Source organism: Leifsonia sp. McL0618 (assembly GCF_049994905.1).
Classification (GTDB): Bacteria; Actinomycetota; Actinomycetes; order Actinomycetales; family Microbacteriaceae; genus Diaminobutyricibacter.
In genome coordinates this window covers 2,477,843-2,494,703 of the sequence record NZ_CP188258.1, presented here as the reverse complement: position 1 = coordinate 2,494,703, position 16,861 = coordinate 2,477,843, and the positions used below count along the sequence as shown (strand labels likewise).

Here is a 16,861-nt window from a genome sequence, read left to right as displayed (position 1 = left end):
ACGCGCGAGGGTTTACACGGAGGATGCGATGACCAACCCGCTGAAGAAGACGATGGTCTACCTCGGCCTGGCCGACGAAGAGCTCGAGTACGAAGAGCAGGCCCAGCAGCAGCAGCACCAGCCGCAGGCGCATCCGTCTCCCGTCGCACCCGTTCCCCATCCTTCCCCGGTCGCCCCTGCGCCCGGACGTGCACCGGTGACCCCGCTGCGCAAGTCGAACTCCGCACGGAATGCGACGGTCCAAGAAATGAATGAGATCCTCACGGTCCACCCCCGCCAGTATCGCGATGCCCAGGTCATCGCCGAATCGTTCCGCGAGGGCATCCCCGTCATCATCAACCTGTCCCAGATGAGCGAAGGCGACGCGCGGCGTCTCATCGACTTCGCCAGCGGTCTCTCGCAGGGGCTGTACGGCAAGATCGAGCGCGTCACGGCGAAGGTGTTCCTCCTCTCGCCGTCGCACGTGGTCGTCTCGGGCGAGCACGGCGGCCAGGACGCCGAGGTCGAAGCCTCTTTCTTCGCGCAGGGCTGAGCGGATACAGACTCACGCAACCCGGTCGATGACCGGGCTTTGCGGGTGCTCCCTCATACTTAACTCGTGTCCTACGCCGTCTCCATCCTCGCGACCATCGTCTACTACCTGCTGCTGCTCTATTTCTTCCTCCTGTGGGCGCGGTTCGTGGTCGACCTGGTCCGCGCGTTCAGCAGGTCCTGGCGACCCCACGGCTTCGGTCTCGTCCTCGCCGAGTCCATGTACGTGATGACCGACCCGCCGATCAAGTTCTTCCGCAAGCTCATCCCGCCGCTGTCCATGGGACCGGTCGCGATCGACTTCGGCTGGAGCCTCACGATGCTCGTCGTGATCGTCGGACTGTACGTCACGGTGCTGTTTCGCTGAGGTCGCTGCCATTTCGCCGAGGTCGCTCGGCGTTGCGCACGGGGCCGGGCTGTAATGTTGGTCCAAGTCGACGCTGGCGTGTCGTGCGGCGTGCGGACCTCGGTTCGACTTTGCTAGCGTTGGCTGAACACGATTCTGTTCGCATTTCAAGATCTAAGGTGGCTTGACATGGCGCTGACTCCGGAAGATGTAGTCAACAAGCGTTTCCAACCGACGAAGTTCCGTGAGGGCTACGACCAGGACGAGGTCGACGATTTTCTCGACGAGGTCGTCGTGGAGCTTCGCCGGCTCAACCAGGAGAACGAGGAGCTGAAGCAGCGCCTCGTCGCGAGCGAATCGCGCATCGCCGAGCTGCAGCGCAGCGGGGCGCAGGCAGCGCAGGCCGCGCAGGCCGCACCTGAGCAGGCTGCACCCGCCGCCGCGCCGGTCGTCGCCGCTGCTGCGGCTCCCGCGGTCGCCGCCTACGCCGCTCCGACGCCGGTCGACCCGAACGCCGTCGACCCGTCGAGCACGAACAATCTGCTCCAGCTGGCCCGCCGCCTGCACGAAGAGCACGTACGCGAAGGCGTCGAGAAGCGCGACGCGCTGATCGCCGAGGGCCACGCGACGGCGGCCCGTGTCGTCGCCGAGGCGGAGTCCAAGCAGCGCGCCCAGATCGGCCAGCTCGACCAGGAGCGTGCGCTCCTTGAGCACCGCATCGACGAGCTCCGCACGTTCGAGCGTGAATACCGCCAGCAGCTCAAGAGCTACATCGAGGGCCAGCTGCGTGACCTCGAGACCTCGAGCGTCTCCGGCACCGGAAGCTACGCGGCACCGGCGTCTGCGAACCAGTCGTCGTCCTCCGGCCAGGTGCCCGTCGCCGCGTCAGCGCCGGCGTCCGCCCTGCCGTCCGCCCCGTCGAACGACGGTGCGCAGGAGTCGGCTCCGCAGCCGCCGACGTTCCAGGGCTTTGGAGGCTAGCGCAAGGGCGAAGGTCAGCGTTCGGGCGCTCGTCGTTCTGGCCATCGTCGCACTCTGCGTGTACGCGATCGACCAGGTCACGAAGTTCCTCGTCGTCAAGAACCTCGTCGAAGACGAGCAGGTCCAGGTTCTGGGCCAACTCCTGCAGTTCCGGTTCGTGAAGAATTCGGGTGCGGCCTTCTCCATAGGGAGCGGGTCCACCTGGATCTTCTCGATCGTCGGGGTCGGCGTGCTGATCTTCGTGATCTGGTACGCCCCTAAGATCAAATCCGTCGCCTGGGCGGTCCTGTTCGGACTTCTCCTCGGCGGGCTGCTCGGCAACCTCACCGACCGCCTCCTGCGCGAACCGGGCTTCGGTGTCGGCCACGTCGTCGACTTCATCGAGATCCCGCTTCTTCCCGCCATCTTCAACATGGCCGACGTCGCGATCGTGTCGAGCATGGTCCTGTTCATCATCCTCACGATCCGCGGTGTCGGCCTCGACGGGTCACGTCATCACGGTGGCGACGACGCCACGGGCACCGGTGGTTCGGTCGATGCCGGGGGTTCGACCACGACGGAACCCGGCAACGCCAGTGACGGCGACGCACCGCTCAGGCCGGAGTCGCGCTCCGACGCAGCGTAAGGCCGGCTATGCAGTCACGAAGCCTCCCACTTCCGGACGGCCTCGACGGCACGCGCGTCGACGCCGGCATCGCCAAGCTGCTCGGCCTCTCACGCAGTTTCGCGGCTGAGATCGCCGAGACGGGCGGAGTCACGGTCGACGGTTCGGTCGTCGGAAAATCGGATCGACTGCGCGCCGGCAGCTGGCTCGAAGTCGCCTGGGAGCCGCGGAGCGAGGCGGTCATCGTTCCGATCGCCGTGCCCGAGCTCACGGTCGTCTACGACGACGACGACATCGTGGTGATCGACAAGCCGGTCGGAGTCGCCGCCCACCCTTCGATCGGCTGGACCGGGCCCACCGTGCTCGGCGCCCTCGCGGCCGCCGGATTCCGAATCTCGACGTCCGGAGCCGCCGAGCGGGCGGGAATCGTGCACCGGCTCGACGCGGGCACCAGCGGGCTCATGGTGGTCGCGAAGTCCGAGCGCGCTTACACCGCACTCAAGCGCGCATTCCACGACCGCGAAGTCGAGAAGATCTATCACGCAGTCGTTCAAGGCCATCCCGACCCGCTCGCCGGCACCATCGACGCCCCGATCGGTCGGCATCCCCGTTCAGACTGGAAGTTCGCGGTCATCGCCGACGGCAAGCCGTCGGTCACTCACTACGAGACGATCGAGGCCTTCCCGGCGGCGAGCCTCCTCGAAATCCACCTCGAGACCGGGCGAACGCACCAGATCCGTGTCCATATGGCGGCGCAGCGCCATCCATGCGTCGGCGACGCGATGTACGGCGCTGATCCGACGCTCTCGGCCCGGCTCGGCCTCACCCGGCAGTGGCTGCATGCGGTCCAGCTGGCCTTCAATCATCCCTCGACCGGCGACTGGGTGAGTTTCACGACCGACTATCCGGCGGACCTCCAACACGCACTCGATGTCCTCCGCGACAATTAGGCTAGACACCCACCCTCATCGCCAGACGGAGAAACAGTGCCATCAAGCGGCGACTCGTTCGTTCACCTGCACGTCCACAGTGAGTACTCGATGCTCGACGGAGCGGCACGCGTCAAACCGCTGATCGATGCGGCGGTCGAGCAGGGGATGCCCGCAGTCGCGATCACCGATCACGGCAACGTCTTCGGAGCATTCGACTTCTGGAAGACCGCGACGGATGCGGGCATCAAGCCGATCATCGGCACCGAGGCCTACCTCACGCCCGGCACGGCCCGGCAGGATCGCACCAGGGTCCGCTGGGGCGACGGGGGCGAAGACGATGTCTCCGGCGCCGGGTCGTACACGCACATGACGCTCCTGGCGGCGAGTACCCAAGGCATGCACAACCTCTTCCGGCTCTCGTCCCGGGCGTCCATCGAGGGCTACTACTTCAAGCCCCGTATGGACCGCGAGATCCTGAGCCAGTACTCCGAGGGGCTGATCGCCACCACAGGATGCCCGAGTGGCGAAGTCCAGACGCGGCTCCGGCTCGGCCAGTACGACGAGGCGAAGAAGGCCGCAGCCGAGTTCCGCGATCTCTTCGGCAAAGAGAACTTCTTCTGCGAGATCATGGACCACGGCCTCGGCATCGAGCGCCGCATCATGAGCGACCTGATCCGCCTCGCCAAGGAGCTCGACCTTCCGCTGGTGGCGACCAACGATCTCCACTACACCCACGCTCACGACGCAACCAGCCATGCCGCCCTCCTGTGTGTGCAGTCCGGGTCGACTCTCGACGATCCCAACCGCTTCAAGTTCGACGCAGATGAGTTCTATCTCAAGTCGGCCGCGCAGATGCGCCAGCTCTTCAGGGACTACCCCGAGGCCTGCGACAACACGCTCCTGATCGCCGAGCGCTGCGATGTGAAGTTCAATACGTCGGCCAACTACATGCCGCGCTTCCCGGTGCCCGCCGGGGAGACCGAGGAGACCTGGTTCATCAAGGAAGTCGAGAACGGGCTCCACGAGCGCTACCCGGCCGGCATCCCCGCTGAGGTGCGCAAGCAGGCGGACTATGAGATCGGTGTCATCTCGCAGATGGGCTTCCCCGGCTACTTCCTCGTCGTCGCCGACTTCATCAACTGGTCGAAGCGCAACGGCATCCGCGTCGGACCCGGTCGTGGGTCGGGTGCAGGCTCCATGGCCGCCTACGCCATGAAGATCACCGACCTCGATCCGCTCCGGCACGGTCTGATCTTCGAGCGGTTCCTCAACCCCGATCGCGTGTCGATGCCCGACTTCGACGTCGACTTCGACGACCGCCGCCGCGGCGAGGTCATCAAGTACGTGACCGAGAAGTACGGCGAAGAGCGCGTGGCGCAGATCGTGACCTACGGAACGATCAAGGCGAAGCAGGCCCTGAAGGACTCGTCGCGGGTGCTCGGATTCCCATTCGGGATGGGGGAGAAGCTCACCAAGGCGATGCCGCCGCCCGTCATGGGCAAGGACATCCCGCTCACGGGCATCTTCGACCGGGAGCATCCGCGCTACAAAGAGGCGGCCGACATCCGGGGCGTCGTCGAGACCGACCCGGAAGCGAAAACGGTGTTCGACACCGCCCTGGGACTCGAGAACCTCAAGCGCCAGTGGGGCGTCCACGCGGCGGGCGTGATCATGTCGTCCGATCCGCTGATCGACATCATCCCGATCATGAAGCGGGAGCAGGACGGCCAGATCGTCACGCAGTTCGACTACCCCGCGTGCGAATCGCTCGGCCTGATCAAGATGGACTTCCTGGGGTTGCGCAACCTCACGATCATCAACGACGCGCTCGACAACATCGAAGCAAACCGTGGCATCCGCCCTGTGCTCGAAGAGCTCGAACTCGACGATCGCGCTGCGTACGACCTGCTCTCCCGGGGTGACACGCTCGGTGTGTTCCAGCTCGACGGCGGCCCGATGCGGTCCCTGCTGCGCTTGATGAAGCCGGACAATTTCGAGGACATCTCGGCACTCATCGCGCTGTACCGGCCCGGGCCGATGGGCGCGAACTCGCACACCAACTACGCGCTTCGCAAGAACCAGCAGCAGGCGATCACGCCGATTCACCCCGAACTCGCCGAGCCGCTCTTCGAGATCCTCTCCACGAGCTACGGCCTCATCATCTACCAGGAGCAGGTGATGGCGATCGCGCAGAAGGTCGCCGGCTTCTCGCTCGGCCAGGCGGACATCCTCCGTCGTGCGATGGGCAAGAAGAAGAAATCCGAGCTCGACAAGCAGTTCGAGGGATTCGCCTCCGGCATGCAGGCGAACGGCTATTCGATGGATGCCGTCAACAAGCTCTGGGAGATCCTGCTCCCGTTCTCCGACTACGCCTTCAACAAAGCCCACTCGGCTGCCTACGGCGTGGTCTCCTACTGGACGGCATACCTTAAGGCGCACTACCCGGCGGAGTACATGGCGGCCCTGCTCACCAGCGTGGGCGATTCCAAAGACAAGATGGCGATCTATCTCAACGAGTGCCGCCGCATGGGCATCAAGGTGCTGCCGCCCGACGTCAACGAGTCGATCGGATTCTTCGCGGCCGTCGGGTCTGACATCCGATTCGGCCTCGGAGCCGTGCGCAACGTCGGAAGCAACGTCGTCGACGGCATCCGTGCGGCGCGCGAGTCGAAGGGACGCTTCGAGTCGTTCCACGACTTCCTGTCCAAGGTGCCCATCCACGTCGCCAACAAGCGGACCATCGAGTCCCTGATCAAAGCCGGCGCATTCGATTCCCTCGGAGCCACGAGGCGTGCGCTCGTCGAGATCCACGAAGACGCTGTCGAATCCGCGGTCAGTCTGAAACGAAACGAAGCGAACGGGCAGGTCGACCTCTTCGCGGGCATGTTCGAATTCGACGAGGTGCATGAGCGCGTCCCCGACCGGCCGGAATGGGCGAAGCGCGACAAGCTGGCCTTCGAGCGCGAGATGCTCGGGCTCTATGTCTCCGACCATCCGCTCGCGGGTCTCGAACTCCAGCTCGCGAAACATGCCAGCACGGGAATAGCCGACCTGATCGCATCGGAGTCGACGCAGGATGGCGATACGGTCACGATCGCCGGCCTCGTGACGTCTGTGCAGCACCGCACCGCCAAGAACTCCGGCAACCAGTACGGCCTGATCCAGGTCGAAGACTTCGGTGGCGAGATGACAGTGATGTTCATGGGCAAGGCGTACCAGGAGTTCGCTCCTGCACTCGTCGGTGACTCGATCGTCGTCATCCGGGGTCGTGTCAGCATGCGAGACGACGGCATGAACCTCCACGCGTTCAGCCTGTTCACGCCCGACCTGGGGCAGAGCCTCGGTTCCGGGCCGCTGGTGATCTCCCTGCCCGACCAGCGGGCCACCACCGACACGGTGAAAGCACTGAACGATGTCCTCATCCGGCACGCGGGCAAGAACGAGGTGCGCCTGCGCCTGATCAGGGGCCAGACCGCGCGGGTGTTCGAGGTGCCGTACCCGGTGTCGGTCAGCGCTGACCTCTACGGCGAGCTGAAAGGGCTTCTCGGGCCGAACTGCCTGAGTTGAGCGGCCAGATCGGCCCGGCGCACGAGGTCAGGCGGGCTCGCCGGGCGCGAAGTAGGTGCGCTCGTGGTACAGCAGCGGGAGGTCGTCCTCGCCCAGTTCGCCTCGCTCGATCTGTACGACGACGACGGCGTTGTTGTGCACGGGGAAGCGCTCGACGATCCGTCCGATCATCCAGCTGGTGACGTCCTTGATGATCGGCAGGCCGTGCGGACCGACGTACCAGTGGTCGCCGTCGAAGCGACGGCTGTTGTCGGCCGCGAGTATCTGCGCGACCGTGCGATTGCGCACACCAAGGGTGTGGATCACAAGACGGTCGGTCTCGGCGAGAGCCGGCCAGCTGGAGGCGCTCCTCGCGATGTTGAACGTGGCGAGCGGCGGCACTGCCGCGAGCGATGCGAGGGATGTGGCCGTGAACCCGACCGGAGACCCGTCGGTGTTCAGCGCGGTGATGATCGCCACACCCGCTGCATGGCGTCGGAAACCCTGCCGGAAAGCCGCGAGGTCAGGCGTGACGTCGGGCTCCACCCTGTCGGAGGGGAGTCGGTTCTCAGGGGTCGCGAAACTGTTCATACGTATGCATGAAGCACTCTGCGCTCCATCGTTATTCCTTGCCTGTGGATGGATCAGGGCATGAAGTAGGGAACGGATAGGCTTGACGGGCCATGATGCAAACGATCGATCTCCGCGGTATCCAGCCTAACCGCGCCGCCTTCACCAGTCTGGTGCCGCGGCCCGCCGTCGATGTCTCTGTTGCACTTCATGTCGCAACCGAGCTCATCGACGACGTTCGGTCGCGAGGCCGTGCGGCACTCGACGAACAGGCCGAGAAGTTCGACGGTGGGCGAGCGAACAGCATCCGCGTCCCCGCGACGGAGATCGAGGCTGCGGTCCGGGCGCTGCCCGGTGACGTGCGCGAGGCGCTCGAAGAAGCGATCGCGCGTGTGCGACTGGCGACCGCCGCGCAGGTTCCGGCCGAGGTGGTGACGACGATCGGTCCGGGCGCCACCATCGTGCAGCGGTGGCAGCCCGTAGCCCGCGCCGGTTTGTATGTGCCGGGGGGCAAAGCGGTCTACCCGTCGAGCGTCGTGATGAACGCAGTGCCGGCGCAGGTCGCGGGCGTCCGTTCGATCGCGCTGGTGAGCCCCCCACAGCGTGCATTCGGCGGGGGAGTCCACCCGACCATCCTGGGGGCAGCGGGCCTTCTCGGCATCGATGAGGTGTACGCGATGGGCGGCGCCGGCGCGATCGGCGCTCTCGCTTTCGGTGTGGAAGAGATCGGGCTCGATCCGGTACAGGTCATCACCGGGCCAGGCAACATCTACGTCGCTGCGGCGAAACGAGTGGTTCGCGGGCAGGCAGGCATCGACTCCGAGGCCGGCACCACGGAGATCCTCGTGATCGCCGATGACTCGGCAGACGCGACTCTCGTGGCCGCAGACCTCGTCAGCCAGGCCGAGCACGACGAAGCTGCCGCGGCGGTGCTCGCCACGGACAGTCCCGATCTCGCAGAGCGCGTTGCGCGAGAACTCGAACGCCTCGCCGCTGCCACACGGCACGCTGAGCGCGTGGCGACGGCGCTGTCCGGTCCCCAGTCGGCGATCGTGCTGGTCGACGACCTCGCAGCCGCGGCCGCGTTCAGCAATGCGTACGGGCCGGAGCACCTCGAGATCCAGACAGCCGAGCCCGAAGCGGTCCTCGCCGACATCGAGAACGCCGGTGCGATCTTCCTCGGCGCGCACTCGCCGGTGAGCCTCGGCGATTACCTCGCGGGGTCGAACCACGTGCTGCCGACCGGTGGCCAGGCGAGGTTTTCACCCGGCCTCGGAGCGTACTCGTTCCTCCGTCCCCAGCAGGTCATCCGCTACGACCGTTACGCCCTCGGCGTCGTCGCCGAGGGCATCGTGGCACTATCTGGCGCCGAAGATCTCCCGGCCCACGGCGAAGCTGTCACAGCGCGCTTCAGGGCGCATTAGAAGCCAACTCGGTTAGGATTCGAGCACCATGTTCTGCCCCTTCTGCCGTCACCCGGACTCCCGTGTCATCGACTCGCGCACGAGCGACGACGGGATGTCGATTCGCCGCCGCCGCCAGTGCCCCGAGTGCGGTCGGCGCTTCAGCACGACCGAGACCGCAAGCCTGAGCGTGATCAAGCGCAGTGGAGTGGCCGAGCCGTTCAGCCGCGAGAAGATCGTCAGCGGGGTTCGCAAGGCCTGCCAGGGGCGACCGGTGACGGACTCCGACCTGGCCGTGCTCGCCCAGAAGGTCGAAGAGACGATCCGTTCCACGGGGGCGTCCCAGATCGACGCGAACGACATCGGGCTCGCCATCCTGCCGCCGCTCCGCGAACTCGATGAGGTGGCTTACCTCCGATTCGCCAGCGTGTACCAGGGGTTCGACTCCCTAGACGACTTCGAAGACGCGATCACCCAGCTGCGTGTCGAGCACGCCGCAGAGCGCGTCGACGTGGGCAACTGAGCCGGTCGCGCCTGCTGCCGGTACGCTGACACAGGCATGTATCGCACACTCTTCACACTCGTCCTGTCGAAGCTCGACCCCGAGCGAGCGCATCACTGGGCTTTCGTCGTCATCCAGGCGCTTCCGACCTTCGGGATCGGCAGGCTGGTCCGCCGATTCACGCGACCCGACCCGTCGCTGGCGACGCACGCGCTCGGCCGAGAATTCGACTCGCCGTTCGGGGTGGCTGCGGGATTCGACAAAGACGGCAAAGCCGTGATCGGCCTCGGCCAGCTCGGATTCGGTCACGTCGAAGTCGGAACGATCACAGCGGTCGCCCAACCCGGCAACGACAAGCCGCGGCTGTTCCGTCTCATCCCCGACCGGGCGGTGATCAACCGGATGGGGTTCAACAACGGCGGAGCGGCGGCAGCCGCCGAGCGCCTGGAAAGGATCGCCCGCCGCTCGAACCGTCCGGTGCTCGGTGTCAATATCGGAAAGAGCCGCGTCGTCGCGGTCGAAGACGCTACGGCCGACTATCTGACGAGCGCTCGATCGCTTGCGCCCGTCGCCGACTACCTCGTGGTCAACGTCAGCTCGCCCAATACCCCTGGCCTTCGCGGCCTGCAGGAACTCGAACAGCTGGAACCTCTTCTCGCCGCGGTGAAGGCCGAGGCCGGTCGGGTTCCCCTTCTCGTGAAGATCGCTCCCGACCTGACCGACGACCAGGTCGAGAAGATCGCGGGGCTGGTCGTGCGCATCGGGCTCGACGGCATCATCGCGACCAACACGACGATCTCACGGGAGGGTCTGCGCACCGACCCAGCCGTCGTGCAAGCCGCCGGGGCAGGCGGATTGTCCGGTGCGCCGCTCGCTGCGCGGTCCCTGGAGGTGTTGCGCATCATCCGTTCGATCGTTCCCGGCGAGCTGTGCGTGATCTCCGTCGGCGGAGTCGAGACAGCGGACGACGTCGCGGAACGCCTCGACGCGGGCGCCACCCTCGTTCAGGGCTACACAGCCTTCCTGTACCGGGGGCCCCTCTGGGCTCGTCAGATCAACCGGGGACTCGCGCGTCGCCGCTGACGCTGTCGAACACTCGTCACCGCAACGACTGGTCGCCAAAAGAATGGCGAGCGATCGCCTCGAGCGCCAAAGAACGGCGAGCGATCGCTCATCAGTCGGCAACCGGCGCCGCCGGGAGCGGATCAGGCCTCAGGCGTCCCCTGGTGGAACCGCAGCCGCCAGCGCCCGTCGACACGAAGCCAGAGGGAACTGCGCAATGCCGACCCGCGCGAATCGGATGTCCGCGCCGTCAGCAGGATCGCATCCGGCGCAACCAGCTCGCTCCCGAGCACCTCGAACGCGACGCGTTCCGAGTCCTGACCAGCGAGTTCATTGACGATCGCGTCTCGGTTCCAGAGACGTCCAGAGCTTCCGATCTCTTCGAAATCGGCGTGCAGGATGGCCGCCACACGTGACGAGTCGGCCCTGACGGCCGGGCTGAGCAGTTCGCGTTCGAGAAGAATCACCTGCTCGTGGTCGTCGGGCGTCCCGAAAGCGTCGTCGTCATCGCTGAACAGCGCGAGCACCGGAGCAGGCGACACAGTGGCGGCAGAAGGCGCGTCCGCAGGCTCAGGTTGCCGCGTCTCGACGGCGCGCCCCGGCCATCCCGGACCGATCGGGATCGGTGTGCCGTTCTGGTAAGCCGTGGCCGCGGCGCGCGCTCGCGCGTCAGCTGCCTCGTTGAGTTCGTGCCCGGCGTGCCCCTTCACCCACTCGAACCTGTAGCGGCGCCCGAGGGTCGCACGGTCGAGCCGTTCGAGGAGCTCCCGGTTGAGCACCGGCTTGCCGTCTGCTTTGCGCCAGCCCCTGGCCTTCCAGCCAGGGATCCATTTGGTCACGGCATTGATCACGTACTGGCTGTCACACAGGATGCGCAGGTCGTCGTCGAGGTGGGCCGTCGAGTCGAGCAGGTCGATGACGGCCATCAGCTCACCCTGGTTGTTCGTTCCGTGCGGCCATCCACCGGCGGCCCACGTGTCGTCGTCGACGTACCACGCCCATCCGGCGGGACCGGGGTTGCCGAGGGCAGAGCCGTCCGCAGCAGCGACGATCGTCACGGTCAGCTGGGGTACTGTCCGCGCTTGACCTGCGGCTTCGGCAGACGGATGACACGAAGCTGCAGGGCGCGCATCGCCGCATACCAGCGCACACCCTTCTCCACCTTCGACTTGCCGAACTTCGCGCCGAGCCCCTTGCGAACCAGGTAGCCGAGGAAGAAGCAGTCGAGCACGGCGATGATGAAGAATGCCCAGAGCGCGATGATGCCGTACAACTGCACGTCGCGCTGCGGGAAGAAGGTCAGCACGATGACGAGCAGCATGACGGGGATCATGAATTCGCCGATGTTGAAGCGCGCGTCGACGTAGTCGCGCACGTAACGACGCTGCGGACCGCGGTCGCGCACCGTGAGGTATTTGTCGTCGCCAGCCGCCATTCCGACGCGGGCCCGCTCGCGCGCTTCCGACGTCTTCACGCGCGCCTGGCGCGCAGCCTCCTTGCGGTCGTTGGGCACCAGGGGGCGCTTGCGCGCTGCCTCCTGCTCGCGACGGGTCGGTGTCGGGGCTCCCTTGCCCGCGATACGTGCTGCCGTCTCTTCAGCGGTCTCTGCGACCGGCTGGTTGGCCGGAACGGTTGCGCCCGGCGTTGTGTCTCGTTTTGCCACGGTAAGCCCTCGATTGGTGTCGGCTTAAGATTACCTGCATGACGAACCCCCCACTGACTAATGATCCACAGTCGACTACGCCCGGAACGAACGACAGCGATTCGGTCGCACTCGAAGACCGCGTGCGCGCTTCGGTGGAGGGCGGCATCCCGTCGACGATCGCCGACCTCTCCGATCTGGTGCGCATCCCTTCGGTCTCGTGGGCCGCTTTCGACGCCGAGGAGGTCGCCGAGAGCGCGAAGGCCGTCGCCGCCCTCCTCGAGGGGACCGGGGCCTTCGACGAGGTGCGCATCGTACGAGCTCCGATCGGTGACGGCCCTGAGCTCGGCCAGCCGGCCATCCTCGCAACGCGGGCGGCACGGAACGGCCGCCCGACGGTCCTTCTCTATGCGCACCATGACGTTCAGCCGCAGGGCCGCGACGAAGACTGGGAGACCTCGCCGTTCGAGCCGACGGTCCGCGGTGACCGGCTCTACGGGCGGGGGGCGGCCGACGACAAGGCGGGTGTGATGGCCCACGTCGCCTCGGTCCGTGCTCTGCTCGAAGCACACGGGGACGACTTCGATCTGGGCCTGGCCGTCTTCATCGAAGGGGAGGAGGAGTCCGGGTCGCGCTCGTTCGCGAACTTCCTCGAGCTCCACCGCGACGCGCTGGCGGCGGACGTCATCGTCGTGGCGGACTCCGACAACTGGGATCTGGACACCCCCGCCCTCACCGTCGGCCTGCGCGGGAATGTCACGTTCCGCCTGACGGTCAGGACCCTGGGGCACGCGTCGCATTCCGGAATGTTCGGGGGAGCGGTGCCGGATGCGATGCTCGCGATGATCCGGCTGCTTTCGACGCTTCACGCCCCGGACGGTTCGGTCGGAGTCGACGGCCTGACCGAACACGATGGAGAGACTCCCGCCTACGACGAGGACCAGTTGCGGCATGAGGCCGCGCTGCTGGACGGGGTGACCCCGGTCGGATCGGGCACCATCCTGAGCCGTATCTGGTCGAAGCCGTCGATCACGGTGACCGGGATCGACGCGCCCAGCGTCGCCAACGCATCCAACACGCTGTCTCCCTCCGTCTGCGTGCGCGTCAGCGCCCGGATCGCGCCGGGACAGGCTGCATCGGATGCCTACCTGGCTCTCGAGCGCCACCTGCGAGACAACGCCCCGTTCGGCGCCCATATCGAGATCGATGACGTCGACACGGGCGACCCGTTCCTGGTGGACACGTCGGGATGGGCGGTCGCCGAGGCGAAGCGTGCGATGGCGGATGCGTGGGGCGCCGAACCTGTCGAGATGGGCGTGGGGGGCTCCATCCCCTTCATCGCCGACCTTGTACGCGTCTTCCCCGGCGCACAGATTCTGGTGACCGGTGTCGAGGATCCGGATTCGCGCGCGCACAGCCCGAACGAGTCGCTGCATCTCGGGGTCTTCAAGCGAGCCGTTCTCACCGAGGCGCTCCTGCTTTCGCGCCTGGATCGCCGCTCGGCGGAATGATCACGGCGAGTTTCGAGTTTTCCGACGTAGAATCTCGTTAGATTTCGATGGATTTCGTTCACACCCCGTCAGGAGCGCAATGACCGACACGACACTCGCTGAGACCAAAGCCCACGGCGTGGGCCTCACCGACACGGCCGCCGGCAAGGTCCGGAGCCTGCTCGAGCAGGAAGGCCGCGACGACCTGCGCCTGCGCGTCGCCGTGCAGCCGGGTGGCTGCTCCGGCCTCATCTACCAGCTGTACTTCGACGAGCGGATGCTCGATGGCGACGCGACAGTCGATTTCGACGGCGTCGAGGTCATCGTCGACAAGATGAGCGTCCCGTACCTCGACGGTGCCACGATCGACTTCGAGGACACGATCCAGAAGCAGGGATTCACGATCGACAACCCGAATGCGTCGGGCAGCTGCGCCTGTGGAGACTCGTTCCACTAGGGGTTAAATACCACAAAAATACAGAACTGGCCGCCCTTCGGGGCGGCCTTTTCTGGTTCATTCCGGCGTGTGTCTCGGAGTAGGGTAGTTACGGTCAATACAGTTGCTTCTGAACTGTTCACGAGTCTCTCGAAAGGTCACCGGTGCGTCACAATCGTCGTCTCCGATGGGCTGCTATTCCGATCGCAGCGGCACTTGCATTCGTACTGGCAGGCTGTACTGAGGCCCAGCTCCACGGATTCCTGCCCGGCTTTCAGGCCGGACAGCCACCTGTCACCAACCACACGGAACGCGTCAGCGGTCTCTGGGTGACGAGCTGGATCGTCCTGCTGGTCGTGGGTGTGATCGTCTGGGGCCTCGTGATCTGGGCGGTCATCGTCTACCGCCGCCGCATCGGGCAGACGGGCCTCCCCGCCCAGCTGCGCTACAACATGCCGATCGAGATCTTCTACACGATCGTCCCCCTGATCCTCGTGCTCGGGTTCTTCGCATTCACGGCGCGCGACCAGGAAGCCATCGAGCAGCCCTACGCCAACCCCGACATCAAGATCCACGTGCTCGCAAAGCAGTGGGCGTGGGACTTCAACTACGTCAACGAGAACGTCTACGACCCGGGAATCCAGGCGCAGCCCTCCGACAAGAGCTCCCAGCCGGGGGCGGTAGAAGAGAGCAAGATCCCGACGCTCTACCTTCCCGAGAACAAGACGGTCACGATCCAGCTGGACTCGCGCGACGTGATCCACTCGTTCTGGGTGCCGGCGATGCTCTACAAGAAAGACGTCATCCCGGGCAAGACCAACTACATGTACTTCAGCACGACCTCACGCACCGGTACGTTCGTCGGAAAGTGCGCGGAGCTGTGTGGCGAATACCACTCGGCGATGCTCTTCAACCTGAAGATCGTTCCGCAGTCCGAGTACGACGCACACATCCAGTCGCTGCGAGACAAGGGATATGAAGGCCAGCTCGGCATCGAGTACGACCGTAACAACAACCTGCCCGGCACCACTCCGCCGAAGGTAAACCAGTAGGGGCACCCATGACTACGACGACAGCACCCGCTCCCGCCTCGACGGCGACCCCGCTACCCAAGGCCACCCAGGCTTTCACCTCCGGCAATGTGGAGCGCAAGGGCAACCTCCTGGTCAGCTACATCACCTCGACCGACCACAAGACGATCGGTTACCTGTATCTGGTCACGTCGTTCCTGTACTTCCTGATCGGCGGCGTCATGGCCCTGATCATCCGGGCCCAGCTCTTCGAACCCGGCCTCCAGGTCGTGCAGACGAAAGAGCAGTACAACCAGTTGTTCACCATGCACGGCACGATCATGCTGCTCATGTTCGCGACGCCGCTCTTCGCCGGCTTCGTGAACGCTCTGATGCCGCTGCAGATCGGTGCGCCCGACGTGGCGTTCCCGCGGTTGAACGCGCTCGCGTACTGGTTCTACAGCTTCGGCTCGCTCATCGCGGTGGCGGGCTTCCTGACCCCGCAGGGCGCAGCCTCGTTCGGCTGGTTCGCGTACGCCCCGCTCTCGAGCACGACGTTCTCGCCGGGCGTCGGAGGCAACCTCTGGGTCCTCGGCCTCGGCCTGTCCGGTTTCGGAACGATCCTCGGTGCCGTGAACTTCATCACGACGATCATCACCATGCGCGCGCCCGGCATGACCATGTTCCGTATGCCGATCTTCACCTGGAACGCGCTCGTCACCTCGATCCTCGTGCTCATGGCCTTCCCGGTGCTCGCGGCCGCTCTCTTCGCCCTCGCGGCGGACCGTGTCTTCGACGCGCACATCTACGACGCGGCCAACGGCGGTGTGCTCCTCTGGCAGCACCTGTTCTGGTTCTTCGGCCATCCTGAGGTGTACATCATTGCGTTGCCGTTCTTCGGCATCGTTTCAGAGGTGTTCCCTGTCTTCAGCCGCAAGCCGATCTTCGGGTACAAGACCCTGATCTACGCGACCATCTCCATCGCAGCGCTGTCCGTCACGGTGTGGGCGCACCACATGTACGTGACCGGCTCGGTGCTCCTGCCGTTCTTCTCGCTGATGACGATGCTCATCGCGGTTCCGACCGGTGTGAAGATCTTCAACTGGATCGGCACGATGTGGCGTGGGTCGATCACGTTCGAGTCCCCGATGCTCTGGGCGATCGGCTTCCTCATTACGTTCACGTTCGGTGGTCTCACCGGCGTGATCCTGGCGTCGCCGCCGCTCGACTTCCACGTGTCAGACACCTACTTCGTCGTGGCCCACTTCCACTACGTCGTCTTCGGCACCGTCGTGTTCGCCATGTTCTCCGGCTTCTACTTCTGGTGGCCGAAGTGGACAGGCAAGATGCTCAACGACCGGCTGGGCAAGTGGCACTTCTGGCTGCTGTTCATCGGATTCCACACCACCTTCCTGATCCAGCACTGGCTCGGCGTCATCGGCATGCCGCGACGCTACGCGACGTACCTGCCGCAGGATGGCTTCACGTGGATGAACCAGGTGTCGAGCATCGGTGCGGGCATCCTCGCCGTCTCGATGATCCCGTTCTTCGTGAACGTCTACCTCACGGCGCGCAATGCTCCGCGCGTCCTGGTGAACGACCCGTGGGGCTACGGCCGGTCGCTCGAGTGGGCGACGAGCTGCCCGCCGCCCCGGCACAACTTCACCTCCATTCCCCGTATCCGCAGCGAATCGCCTGCATTCGACCTGAATCACCCCGAGGCGGGAATCCCGCTCGGGATCGGGGGCATGAAGGACGCTCCGGATGGAGCCGTGTACGACCTCGGCAACGAGAAGGTGAAGTGAC

At 65.5% G+C, this 16,861-nt stretch carries 16 protein-coding genes; 13 read left to right on the top strand and 3 right to left on the bottom strand.

Going from position 1 to position 16,861, the window contains the following annotated elements; genetic code table 11:
- The first annotated feature begins 28 nt into the window (after window positions 1–28).
- From ACPPVQ_RS11950 to dnaE, 6 genes are all read left to right on the top strand, one after another.
- The gene (locus ACPPVQ_RS11950) at window positions 29–532 is read left to right on the top strand and encodes a cell division protein SepF (RefSeq protein ID WP_426515315.1); all 504 of its coding nucleotides are present in this window, start codon (window positions 29–31) and stop codon (window positions 530–532) included.
- Between the two features lie 66 nt (window positions 533–598).
- Entirely contained in the window at window positions 599–898 is a 300-nt protein-coding gene (locus tag ACPPVQ_RS11945) for a YggT family protein (RefSeq protein WP_426515314.1), read from the top strand.
- 168 nt (window positions 899–1,066) lie between these two features.
- On the top strand, window positions 1,067–1,858 hold the full coding sequence (locus tag ACPPVQ_RS11940) for a DivIVA domain-containing protein (RefSeq protein WP_426515312.1): 792 nt from the start codon (window positions 1,067–1,069) through the stop codon (window positions 1,856–1,858).
- A complete protein-coding gene (gene lspA / locus ACPPVQ_RS11935) occupies window positions 1,848–2,483 on the top strand; it encodes a signal peptidase II (RefSeq protein WP_426515311.1) in 636 nt (211 codons plus the stop codon). The genes ACPPVQ_RS11940 and lspA overlap by 11 nt, the downstream gene beginning before the upstream one ends.
- Before the next feature lie 8 nt (window positions 2,484–2,491).
- Window positions 2,492–3,412: an RluA family pseudouridine synthase gene (locus tag ACPPVQ_RS11930; RefSeq protein ID WP_426515310.1), complete on the top strand. Its 921-nt coding sequence runs from the start codon at window positions 2,492–2,494 to the stop codon at window positions 3,410–3,412.
- A 36-nt stretch (window positions 3,413–3,448) separates the two neighbouring features.
- The gene (dnaE, locus tag ACPPVQ_RS11925; RefSeq protein ID WP_426515309.1) at window positions 3,449–6,961 is read left to right on the top strand and encodes a DNA polymerase III subunit alpha; all 3,513 of its coding nucleotides are present in this window, start codon (window positions 3,449–3,451) and stop codon (window positions 6,959–6,961) included.
- A 27-nt stretch (window positions 6,962–6,988) separates the two neighbouring features.
- Here dnaE and ACPPVQ_RS11920 read toward each other — a convergent pair whose 3' ends face one another.
- Window positions 6,989–7,531, bottom strand: a complete 543-nt coding sequence (locus tag ACPPVQ_RS11920; protein ID WP_426515308.1) for a flavin reductase family protein — start codon at window positions 7,529–7,531, stop codon at window positions 6,989–6,991.
- A gap of 92 nt (window positions 7,532–7,623) precedes the next feature.
- On the opposite strand from ACPPVQ_RS11920, the gene hisD reads away from it, so the two are divergent.
- From hisD to ACPPVQ_RS11905, 3 genes are read left to right on the top strand one after another with little or no spacing between them, the layout of a single operon-like run.
- Window positions 7,624–8,934, top strand: a complete 1,311-nt coding sequence (gene hisD / locus ACPPVQ_RS11915) for a histidinol dehydrogenase (RefSeq protein ID WP_426515307.1) — start codon at window positions 7,624–7,626, stop codon at window positions 8,932–8,934.
- Window positions 8,935–8,962: 28 nt separating this feature from the next.
- The gene (gene nrdR / locus ACPPVQ_RS11910; RefSeq protein WP_426515306.1) at window positions 8,963–9,436 is read left to right on the top strand and encodes a transcriptional regulator NrdR; all 474 of its coding nucleotides are present in this window, start codon (window positions 8,963–8,965) and stop codon (window positions 9,434–9,436) included.
- 36 nt (window positions 9,437–9,472) lie between these two features.
- Window positions 9,473–10,498, top strand: coding sequence for a quinone-dependent dihydroorotate dehydrogenase (locus ACPPVQ_RS11905; protein ID WP_426515305.1), 1,026 nt, complete (start codon window positions 9,473–9,475; stop codon window positions 10,496–10,498).
- Window positions 10,499–10,620: 122 nt separating this feature from the next.
- Here the strand turns inward: ACPPVQ_RS11905 and ACPPVQ_RS11900 are convergent, their stop codons facing one another.
- Both ACPPVQ_RS11900 and ACPPVQ_RS11895 read right to left on the bottom strand, forming a co-directional pair.
- Window positions 10,621–11,535: an RNase H family protein gene (locus tag ACPPVQ_RS11900; RefSeq protein WP_426515304.1), complete on the bottom strand. Its 915-nt coding sequence runs from the start codon at window positions 11,533–11,535 to the stop codon at window positions 10,621–10,623.
- A 2-nt stretch (window positions 11,536–11,537) separates the two neighbouring features.
- Window positions 11,538–12,140, bottom strand: coding sequence for a DUF3043 domain-containing protein (locus ACPPVQ_RS11895; protein WP_426515303.1), 603 nt, complete (start codon window positions 12,138–12,140; stop codon window positions 11,538–11,540).
- A gap of 38 nt (window positions 12,141–12,178) precedes the next feature.
- Here ACPPVQ_RS11895 and ACPPVQ_RS11890 point away from each other — a divergent pair, with 38 nt between their 5' ends.
- From ACPPVQ_RS11890 to ctaD, 4 genes are all read left to right on the top strand, one after another.
- Window positions 12,179–13,630, top strand: coding sequence for a dipeptidase (locus ACPPVQ_RS11890; protein WP_426515302.1), 1,452 nt, complete (start codon window positions 12,179–12,181; stop codon window positions 13,628–13,630).
- A gap of 79 nt (window positions 13,631–13,709) precedes the next feature.
- On the top strand, window positions 13,710–14,066 hold the full coding sequence (gene erpA, locus ACPPVQ_RS11885; RefSeq protein ID WP_163289564.1) for an iron-sulfur cluster insertion protein ErpA: 357 nt from the start codon (window positions 13,710–13,712) through the stop codon (window positions 14,064–14,066).
- A 143-nt stretch (window positions 14,067–14,209) separates the two neighbouring features.
- On the top strand, window positions 14,210–15,097 hold the full coding sequence (gene ctaC / locus ACPPVQ_RS11880) for an aa3-type cytochrome oxidase subunit II (protein WP_426515301.1): 888 nt from the start codon (window positions 14,210–14,212) through the stop codon (window positions 15,095–15,097).
- Between the two features lie 8 nt (window positions 15,098–15,105).
- Window positions 15,106–16,860, top strand: coding sequence for an aa3-type cytochrome oxidase subunit I (gene ctaD, locus ACPPVQ_RS11875; RefSeq protein ID WP_426515300.1), 1,755 nt, complete (start codon window positions 15,106–15,108; stop codon window positions 16,858–16,860).
- The last annotated feature ends 1 nt before the right edge of the window (window position 16,861 follow it).

What these genes read in the sequence shown, in the direction of transcription:
- ACPPVQ_RS11950 (WP_426515315.1), top strand. Translation starts at nt 29, where the DNA reads ATGACCAACCCGCTGAAGAAGACGATGGTCTACCTCGGCCTGGCCGAC.
- ACPPVQ_RS11940 (WP_426515312.1), top strand. Translation starts at nt 1,067, where the DNA reads ATGGCGCTGACTCCGGAAGATGTAGTCAACAAGCGTTTCCAACCGACG.
- ACPPVQ_RS11930 (WP_426515310.1), top strand. Translation starts at nt 2,492, where the DNA reads ATGCAGTCACGAAGCCTCCCACTTCCGGACGGCCTCGACGGCACGCGC.
- ACPPVQ_RS11920 (WP_426515308.1), bottom strand. Translation starts at nt 7,531, where the DNA reads ATGAACAGTTTCGCGACCCCTGAGAACCGACTCCCCTCCGACAGGGTG.
- hisD (WP_426515307.1), top strand. Translation starts at nt 7,624, where the DNA reads ATGATGCAAACGATCGATCTCCGCGGTATCCAGCCTAACCGCGCCGCC.
- nrdR (WP_426515306.1), top strand. Translation starts at nt 8,963, where the DNA reads ATGTTCTGCCCCTTCTGCCGTCACCCGGACTCCCGTGTCATCGACTCG.
- ACPPVQ_RS11905 (WP_426515305.1), top strand. Translation starts at nt 9,473, where the DNA reads ATGTATCGCACACTCTTCACACTCGTCCTGTCGAAGCTCGACCCCGAG.
- ACPPVQ_RS11890 (WP_426515302.1), top strand. Translation starts at nt 12,179, where the DNA reads ATGACGAACCCCCCACTGACTAATGATCCACAGTCGACTACGCCCGGA.
- erpA (WP_163289564.1), top strand. Translation starts at nt 13,710, where the DNA reads ATGACCGACACGACACTCGCTGAGACCAAAGCCCACGGCGTGGGCCTC.
- ctaD (WP_426515300.1), top strand. Translation starts at nt 15,106, where the DNA reads ATGACTACGACGACAGCACCCGCTCCCGCCTCGACGGCGACCCCGCTA.